Source organism: Nonomuraea sp. KM90, from assembly GCF_052246675.1.
In the GTDB taxonomy this organism is placed as follows: domain Bacteria; phylum Actinomycetota; class Actinomycetes; order Streptosporangiales; family Streptosporangiaceae; genus Nonomuraea.
In genome coordinates this window covers 1-7,617 of record NZ_JBQQCB010000241.1, presented here as the reverse complement: position 1 = coordinate 7,617, position 7,617 = coordinate 1, and the positions used below count along the sequence as shown (strand labels likewise).

General features: G+C 71.4%; 9 protein-coding genes. 3 read left to right on the top strand and 6 right to left on the bottom strand.

Annotated features, from left to right (window positions below; translation table 11 throughout):
* Both ACTWPW_RS62080 and ACTWPW_RS62075 read right to left on the bottom strand, forming a co-directional pair.
* A partial coding sequence (locus ACTWPW_RS62080; protein WP_443174714.1) for a serine/threonine-protein kinase occupies window positions 1-919 on the bottom strand: 919 nt, incomplete at its 3' end.
* Between the two features lie 46 nt (window positions 920-965).
* Complete coding sequence (locus tag ACTWPW_RS62075; protein WP_364117543.1) at window positions 966-1,664, bottom strand: M50 family metallopeptidase; 699 nt, start codon at window positions 1,662-1,664, stop codon at window positions 966-968.
* A gap of 99 nt (window positions 1,665-1,763) precedes the next feature.
* Between ACTWPW_RS62075 and ACTWPW_RS62070 the strand changes: the two genes are divergently transcribed.
* From ACTWPW_RS62070 to corA, 3 genes are read left to right on the top strand one after another with little or no spacing between them, the layout of a single operon-like run.
* Window positions 1,764-2,645 (top strand): amidohydrolase family protein, encoded by an 882-nt coding sequence (locus ACTWPW_RS62070; RefSeq protein ID WP_375118834.1) that lies wholly within the window; start codon window positions 1,764-1,766, stop codon window positions 2,643-2,645.
* Between the two features lie 7 nt (window positions 2,646-2,652).
* Window positions 2,653-3,126 carry a nuclear transport factor 2 family protein gene (locus ACTWPW_RS62065; protein ID WP_375118818.1) on the top strand — a complete coding sequence of 158 codons (474 nt, stop codon included), beginning with the start codon at window positions 2,653-2,655 and terminating at the stop codon, window positions 3,124-3,126.
* 21 nt (window positions 3,127-3,147) lie between these two features.
* Entirely contained in the window at window positions 3,148-4,266 is a 1,119-nt protein-coding gene (gene corA, locus ACTWPW_RS62060) for a magnesium/cobalt transporter CorA (protein WP_375118817.1), read from the top strand.
* Between the two features lie 19 nt (window positions 4,267-4,285).
* Here corA and ACTWPW_RS62055 read toward each other — a convergent pair whose 3' ends face one another.
* The 4 genes from ACTWPW_RS62055 to ACTWPW_RS62040 all read right to left on the bottom strand — a co-directional run.
* Complete coding sequence (locus ACTWPW_RS62055; protein WP_443174713.1) at window positions 4,286-5,770, bottom strand: heparinase II/III domain-containing protein; 1,485 nt, start codon at window positions 5,768-5,770, stop codon at window positions 4,286-4,288.
* A 67-nt stretch (window positions 5,771-5,837) separates the two neighbouring features.
* Window positions 5,838-6,602 carry a hypothetical protein gene (locus ACTWPW_RS62050; protein ID WP_443174712.1) on the bottom strand — a complete coding sequence of 255 codons (765 nt, stop codon included), beginning with the start codon at window positions 6,600-6,602 and terminating at the stop codon, window positions 5,838-5,840.
* The gene (locus ACTWPW_RS62045; protein ID WP_443174711.1) at window positions 6,595-7,206 is read right to left on the bottom strand and encodes an RNA polymerase sigma factor; all 612 of its coding nucleotides are present in this window, start codon (window positions 7,204-7,206) and stop codon (window positions 6,595-6,597) included. Before ACTWPW_RS62045 ends, ACTWPW_RS62050 begins: the two co-directional genes overlap by 8 nt.
* Before the next feature lie 58 nt (window positions 7,207-7,264).
* A partial coding sequence (locus ACTWPW_RS62040; RefSeq protein ID WP_443174710.1) for a DNA glycosylase AlkZ-like family protein occupies window positions 7,265-7,617 on the bottom strand: 353 nt, incomplete at its 5' end.

Sequence of the window (7,617 nt, the reverse complement as noted above, 5' to 3'; positions counted from 1 at the left end):
GGGGTGGGGTGGCGGGGTCGTGACGCGGGCGGGGGACCGTGGACATCCCGGGGCCGGGTCCCGGGTCCTGGCCGACCAGGTCCGTCACCGACAGGCCCAGCTCGGCCTGGAGCTCCTGGAGGTGCCGGGCGAGCTCCCGGGCGGAGCCGTACCGGAGCTCGGGCTGCTTGGACATGGCCCGCACGATCGTGGCGAACACCGCCGGTGGCACGTCCGCGCGGTTGATGTGCGGCGGCTCGACACTGAGCACCCGGTACATCAGCGGCGCGATCGACGGGTCCACCGGGTTGTGGAAGGCGGGCCGGCCGGCCAGCAGGTGGTAGAGGGTGGAGCCGAGCGAGTAGAGGTCGGTCGAGGCCGAGTGGGGCCGGCCGGTGAGCACCTCGGGGGCGGCGTGCAGCGGGGTGAACGCCTGCGAGGTGGCCGAGATCTCCGCCGCGTCCACGACCCTGGCCACGCCGAAGTCGGCGATCGCGAGCTCGCCGTACCGGGAGATGAGGATGTTCTGCGGCTTGATGTCGCCGTGCAGGACCCCGGCCTCGTGTACGGCGGCCAGCGCGCCGGCCAGCTTCACCCCGGCCCGCAGCACGTCGGGCACCGGCAGCGGCCCCTCCTTGCGGACCTTGTCGCGCAGGGAGCCGTTCTCGAAGAAGTCCATCGCGATGTACGGCTTGCCGGACCGCGTCACGCCGGTGTCGAAGACGGTGACGACGTTCGGGTGCCCGGTGAGGCGGCCGGTGAGCTGCAATTCGCGCTGGAACCTGCGCATCGTGCGCTGGTCCACCCGGTCGACGGACAGCACCTTGAGCGCCACGACCCGGTCGAGACGCTCCTGGTAGGCGCGGTACACGACGGCGAACCCGCCCTGACCCGCCTGATCGAGGACCCGGTAGCCGGGTGCGTCCTCGGCTGGCAGCACTCCACTCTCCCCCTGTTGCTGAGGAGTTTAGTGCGAAATTTCGAGACTAGAGCGGGTTCATGAGGTAAGCGCCGAACGCCATGGACACCACAGAAATCAGCAGGAAGAAGAACACGTAGAACCCGCCGGGCAGGAACGTCAGCCGGGCGAGCTGGTCGGCGTCGGAGTCCCTGGCCTGCCGCCGGCTCCGCTTGCGCTGCAGCTCGATGATCGGCCGGATCCCGCCGAACAGCAGGAACCACACCGCGACCAGGGCCACGACCTGCTGGACGTCGGCCGGCGCGTACATGATCAACGCGAACACCGCGCCGCCGGTGACCAGGAGGATCAGCGCGCCGTACAGGTTGCGGATCAGCAGCAGCATGCAGACCAGGAACAGCAGCACGGTCCAGATCAGCAGCGTGATGCGGCCCTGCTCGGTCAGCCACGCGGCGGCCAGCCCCAGCAGCGGCGGCGCCAGGTAGCCCGCGAGCGCGGTCAGGACCATGCCGGGGCCGGTGGGCCTGCCCCTGGTCAGCGTCACGCCGGAGGTGTCGGAGTGCAGGCGGATGCCCTCGAGCTTGCGCCGGGTGACCAGCGCCATCAGCGCGTGGCCGCCCTCGTGGGCGATCGTGATCAGCCCCCTGGAGACCTGCCAGGGCATGCGGAAGCCGACGATCACTAACGCGGCCAGCGCCGAGACCCCCACGATCCAGGGGTCGGGGTCAGGCTGAACCTTGATGAGGTGCGCCCAGAACTTGTCCATCGAGGAGAAACCCTAGCCTCTCGGCACCCTTCCCGGGCTCGGTCCTTCCTATGAGAAGGGCGCTCCCGCAGGGGGCGTGTCGGTAAGGTCGGCACCGTGGTGACAGAACCGGATTCTGACGCGCGAGTGCCCGGCTGGTGGGGCGGGCTGGGCCTGCCGGGGCTGATCGATCTGCACGTGCACTTCCTGCCCGAGCGGATGGAACGGCGGGTGTGGCACCACTTCGACCACGGCGGGCCGCTCATGGGCGACGGGTGGCGGATCGCGTACCAGTGGCCGGTCGAGCAGCGGGTCGAGCGGTTGCGGGAACTGGGGGTGCGCTCGTTCCCCGCCCTCGCCTACGCGCACAAGCCCGACATGGCGCCCGATCTCAACGCCTGGACCCTGGACTTCGCCCGGCGGACACCTGGATGCCTCCCGTCGGCGACCTTCTTCCCCGAGCCAGGGGTGGTGGCGTACGTGCGGCGGGCGCTGGCGGACGGGGCCAGGATCTTCAAGGTGCACCTGCAGGTGGGCGGGTTCGATCCGCGGGCTCCCGAGCTGGACGAGGTGTGGGGGCTGCTGGCCGAGGCGGGGGTGCCGGTGGTGGTGCACGCCAGTTCGGTGCCCGTACCGGGTGGGTACGTCGGGCCGGGGCCGATCAGTGAGGTGCTGCGCGACCATCCGGCGCTGCGGGTGGTGATCGCGCATCTGGGGATGCCGGAGTACGACGCGTTCTTCGAGCTCGCCGCGCGCCACGAGCGGGTGGCGCTGGACACGACGATGGCGTTCACCGATTTCAGCGAGCGGGGCATGCCGTTCCCGGCCCGGCTGCGGCCCGCGCTGCTTGATCTCGGGCTGGCGGGGAAGGTGGTGCTCGGCAGTGACTTCCCGACCATCCCGTACCCATATGCCCATCAGCTCGACGCGCTGGCCCGCCTCGACCTCGGCGACGCCTGGCTACGGGCCGTCTGCTGGCACAACGGTGCGGCCATGATCTGATAGAGGGGTGAACGATCGGCACGTGGCGCTCATCAGCGCCTTCTACGACGCTCTGGGGCGCGCTGACTTCGCGGCCATGGAGCGCTGCTACCACCCTGAGGTCAGCTTCGGTGATCCCATCTTCCAGGAGGTCGAGGGGCGCGACAGGGTGATGAGCATGTGGCGGCTGCAGCTCGGAGTGCGTAACGGGCTGAAGTCCGAATACCGCGACGTGACGGCCGGCGACTTCAGCGGCACCGCGCACTGGACGGCCCACTACACCTTCTCCAGCACCGGACGTGAGGTCGTCAACGAGATCGACGCCCTGTTCAGGTTCGAGGACGACCTGATCGTCCGCCACCACGACGAGTTCGACTTCAAGCGGTGGTCGAAGATGGCGCTGGGCAAGCCGCACGGGCTGCTGTTCGGCTGGACACCCATGTGGCGCAAGAGCATCAGGGACCGCGCGACACGACAGCTCGAAGAGTTCCGTCCGTCATGAGGCGTTAGTGGAGGGTTTTCCATGGCCAGGGTGAAGGGGTTCAGGCGCAGCGGAGACGTACGCGAGGAAGCGCCCGAGCACTCGATGGACCCGCGTGCCACGGAGACGCGACCCTACCGGCCCACGGTCATCGACAACGCCATCTACCGGAACGGCGAGCGGGTCGACAACCCCGGCTCGCTCGCCGACGCCTTCGAACGCCTCAAGCAGATGCCCGAGGCCATGGCCTGGATCGGGCTCTACCGGCCGAAGGAGCGGGAGCTGCTCAAGCTCGGCGAGGAGTTCGAGCTGCACGAGCTGGCGCTGGAGGACGCCATCGTCGGCTCCCAGCGGCCCAAGGCCGACCGCTACGGCGACACGCTGTTCGTGGTGCTGCGGGCCGCCCGCTACCTGGACGACGTGGAGGAGGTCGCGTTCGGCGAGGTGCACGTCTTCGTCGGCCCCAACTTCGTGATCACCGTACGCCACGCGGAGGCGCCCAACCTGCACTCCGTGCGCAAGCGCATGGAGTCCGACCCCGACCTGCTGCGGCAGGGCCCGCAGGCCGTCCTGTACGCCATCCTCGACGCCGTCGTCGACGGCTACGCGCCGGTGGTGGCCGGGCTGCAGAAGGACATCGAGGAGATCGAGGTCCAGGTCTTCGGCGGCGACCCGTCGGTGTCGCGGCGCGTGTACGAGCTGTCGGGCGAGGTGATCGAGTTCCAGCGGGCCACGGCGCCGCTGGTCGGGATGATCCACGGGTTCATCGCGGGGGCGCGGAAGTACGGGGTGACCGACGAGCTGCAGAGCTACCTGCGTGACGTGGCCGACCACGCGATCACGGTGACCGAGCGGATCTCGTCGTTCCGCCAGATGTTGCAGAACATCCTGGTCGTCAACTCGACGCTGGTGACGCAGGCCCAGAACGCGGAGATGGCGCGGATGACCGAGGCCAGCATCCGGCAGGGCGAGGAGGTCAAGAAGATCTCGGCGTGGGCGGCCATCCTCTTCGCCCCGACGCTGGTCGGGACCATCTACGGGATGAACTTCGACTTCATGCCGGAGACGCACTGGGCGTTCGGCTATCCGTTCGCCGTCGTGCTCATGGGGGCCGTCTGCCTGGTGCTGTACACCGTTTTCAAACGCCGCGACTGGCTCTGACCCCGCCCGGGTGACGCCGCTACCCGGGCGGATGAGGCACGATCACCGTCAGCACGGTCGCCGCCTCCGGGGACAGCACGGTGACGTTCTCGGCCGTGCGCAGGTAGCCCGTCGCGACCAGGCCCGGCCGTATCGCCTGGCCCGGGCCGGGAGACTGGAGCAGGGTCACCCGGAAGCCGCCGTCGTCTCCCAGGACCACCGCTCCGTCGCGCTGGGACAGGACTCCGAGGGTCGGGTCGAAGTGCCACAGGCTGCGCAGGGCGCCTGAGGTGACCGAGTCGGCCACGGCGAGCATGGGCGGGTTGTGGGTGATCAGGATGTGGCGGGTCCGGCGGACGGCGTAGGCGTCGTCGGCCAGGGTGAACGACTGGTGTGACGGGGTGATGGAGGAAGCCAGCAGGTCAGTAGGCGAGCCGGGGTGGAAGGGGGCGCTGGTGGGGATGGGGACGTTGTGGGCCTCCGGGGAGCGGGTCCAGTCGACGTAGCCGGTGCGTTCGTAGGAGTGGAACCCGGCCTCCACCAGGATCGGGCGGCCGTGGGCGAAGTACGTGATGCTCAGGTGGTCCTCGTGGCCGTGGAGGCGGCGGCCGGGGCCGAATCTGATCGAGTAGTGGGTGGCTGCCGGGTCGTTCCAGGCGGTCCTGCCGAAGACGTAGCCGCCGTCGAAGACCCGCACCGGCGGGCCCGACATGGGGAAGCCGTCCGCGCGGGTGTCGGCGGGGCTGTCGCCGATGGGGACGAGGCGGCCGTCGGGCCGGGTGGCGTGCGACACGTACGCCTCCAGCGCCCGCCGCCTGGCCACCAGCCGCTCCGGGAGCTCGGCCCCGCTCTCACGGATGGCGCGCAGGGCGACGCCGAGGCGGCGGTGCACGTACAGGCCGTAGCGGGGGGCCTGCTCGTGCAGGACTCCCTGGGCGTCGATGGCGAGCTCGGCCGAGGCGGTCATCCGGCGTACGGCCAGGTCCCGCCAGCGCGCCCGGCCCAGGCGGCAGCCGACGACCAGCAGTGCGATGTCCTGGTCCAGACCGTGGTTGTGGCCCTCGCGGTAGAGCGAGGCGTCGGCCAGGATCTCGCCGTGCTCGGCGAGGCCGTCCCAGAGGCGCCCGGTTCGTACGTGCTCGCTCAGGCACACCAGCACCGGGGCGCGCAGGGCGACCGCGTGCTCGGCCCACGCCCACGGGCTGATGCCGCGGGCGCCGCGGGGGTTCGAGCGCAGCCAGTGGTCGGCCACGGTGGCGGCGCGGTCGAGGTACGCCTGGGCGCCCGTGCGCTCGTACTCGGCGACCAGGCGGCCCAGCCAGCGCAGCGCGTGCAGGTTCAGGGCCCAGGAGCGGTTTCCGTGCGGGTTCGCGGTCCAGTCGATCTCCCCGCCGGGATTGAGCCGGACGGGCGGCAGCCCGACGAACGTCACCAGGCCGCGCATCACCTCCTCCACCTTGGTCTGTGGGAACTGGTCGCTCAGGCAGATGGCCCGGCCGGAGGTCGTGCGGGCACGCCAGAACACGTCTTGGCTCCTGTTTCAGGGCGCGCGAGACCCACCGTCCCGCGCGCGGCGCGTCAGAAGGCGGGCTTCAGGCGGGACCCTGGTCGGTCCAGCCCGCGGTGAGGACGATCTCGGAGCTCCCGGTGCCGTCCACGCTGGACAGCACCTGTGAGGAGGCCGGGTCGATGATCAGGGTCCGCTCGACGCCGGAGGGCAGGCCGAACGCGAACGCCTCCCCGGCGCGCCCCCGCGCGTCCGTGGCGGCGCCCAGGTAGCGGACCTCCGGCAGGTCGGCCAGCGCCCGGTAGGCGGCGGCGCGCACGCCGGACGCGGACGGCTTGGTCCACAGCAGGCCGCCGAGCGCGTCGGCGAGCAGCCCGGCAGAGCCCGGGGGCAGCATCGCGGCCACGCGCTCGCGCAGCGCGGCGGCGTCGGACGGCAGGGCCCGGATCTGCTCGTACGTCAGGTCGCGCCCCGCCATGCTGAACGGCGAGCGGCCGGTGACCCGGCTGACCCGGCCCTGCTCGGCGGTCCATGCCCGGCCCTGCCTGGTCACCCAGAGCTCGGTCTCCCTGCCGCCGTCGTGCAGTTTCCTGACGTGCCAGTAGGTGCCCTCGGAAGCGGTGGACGCGGCCGAGGTGGCGGCCGTGAGCAGGATCGTCCGGCCCGCCTCCATCGGCTGCTCGGGCGGGGTCGCGTACAGGACGATCCCGGCGAGGGCCGCGGCGACGGGGATCGCCAGCCAGGTCAGCCGCCGACGCCGGCGCCGGGCCGTGACCCGCCGCCACACCCGGTGCTGGGCCCGCGGGTCCGGGCGCGGCTCGCCGTACAGCTCGCGGATCAGCTCATCCACCGGCGGCCACCTCCCCGAGCAGGGCGCGCAGCTTCCTGCGGGCCCGGTTCAGCCGGGAGCCGACGGTGCCGTACGGGATGCCGAGCGCCGTGGCGATCTCGTCATGGCTGAGCCCGGCGAGCGCGACCAGCAGCAGGACGTCGCGGTCGCGCCGGTCCAGGCCGGCCAGGGCGGCGGCCAGCTCCGGCCGCAGGCTCTGGGCGCTGACCCGCACGGCCACAGACTCCTCGTGGCCCGGCGAGTCGGTGTCGGGGCCGAAGCGTCCGAGCGCGCGCAGCGTACGGGCCTCCAGGCGGCGGTGCTTGCCGATGAGGTTCGTGGCGATGCCGTACAGCCAGGCGCGCACCCCGGCGCGGGACGGGTCGTACTGGGCGCGCTTGCGGAACGCGGTGAGGAACGTCTCGGCGACGATGTCCTCGGCGAGGTCGGGGCCGAGCCGCTGGGCGACGTAGGCGTGGATCTCGCCGAAGTGGGCGTCGAACACGGCGGCGAACGCCTCTGTGTCGTGCAGGGTGTCGTGCAGGGTGTCGTGCAGGGCGCCGTCCAGGATCCCGGGCGCGCGAGCCGCCCAGGGCACCGTGGCCGCGATGGTCTCCCCCGTCATGTGCAACCTTCCGATGTATCAGTGGTCATCTGTTATCACCCGATACACGGATCTGCTTTCACGCTTCCAGGAAGCGGCGCACGTCGGCTGTCTCGTCGGACAGGTCGGGGAGCTCGCCGAACGGCTGCACGGTCACCTGGGCGCCCTTCCGCCCCCACACGCCCCTGATCACGCCGTCCACCAGCACGACCGGGCGCAGGATGCCGCCTCCGGGGAACACCTTCCTCGCGTGTTCGGCGGCCAGGACGGGGTCCCTGCTGCGCCAGCCCATGACGTATTCGTCGAAGGCGGGGGCGAGGCGGACCACCGGGGGCTCCTCCGGGGGCGGCGTGGGGTGGCCGCTCAGCCGCCAGGCGGTGCGGGACTCGCAGAGCGGCAGGCCGGACCAGGTGGCCGGATCTTCGGGGGTGG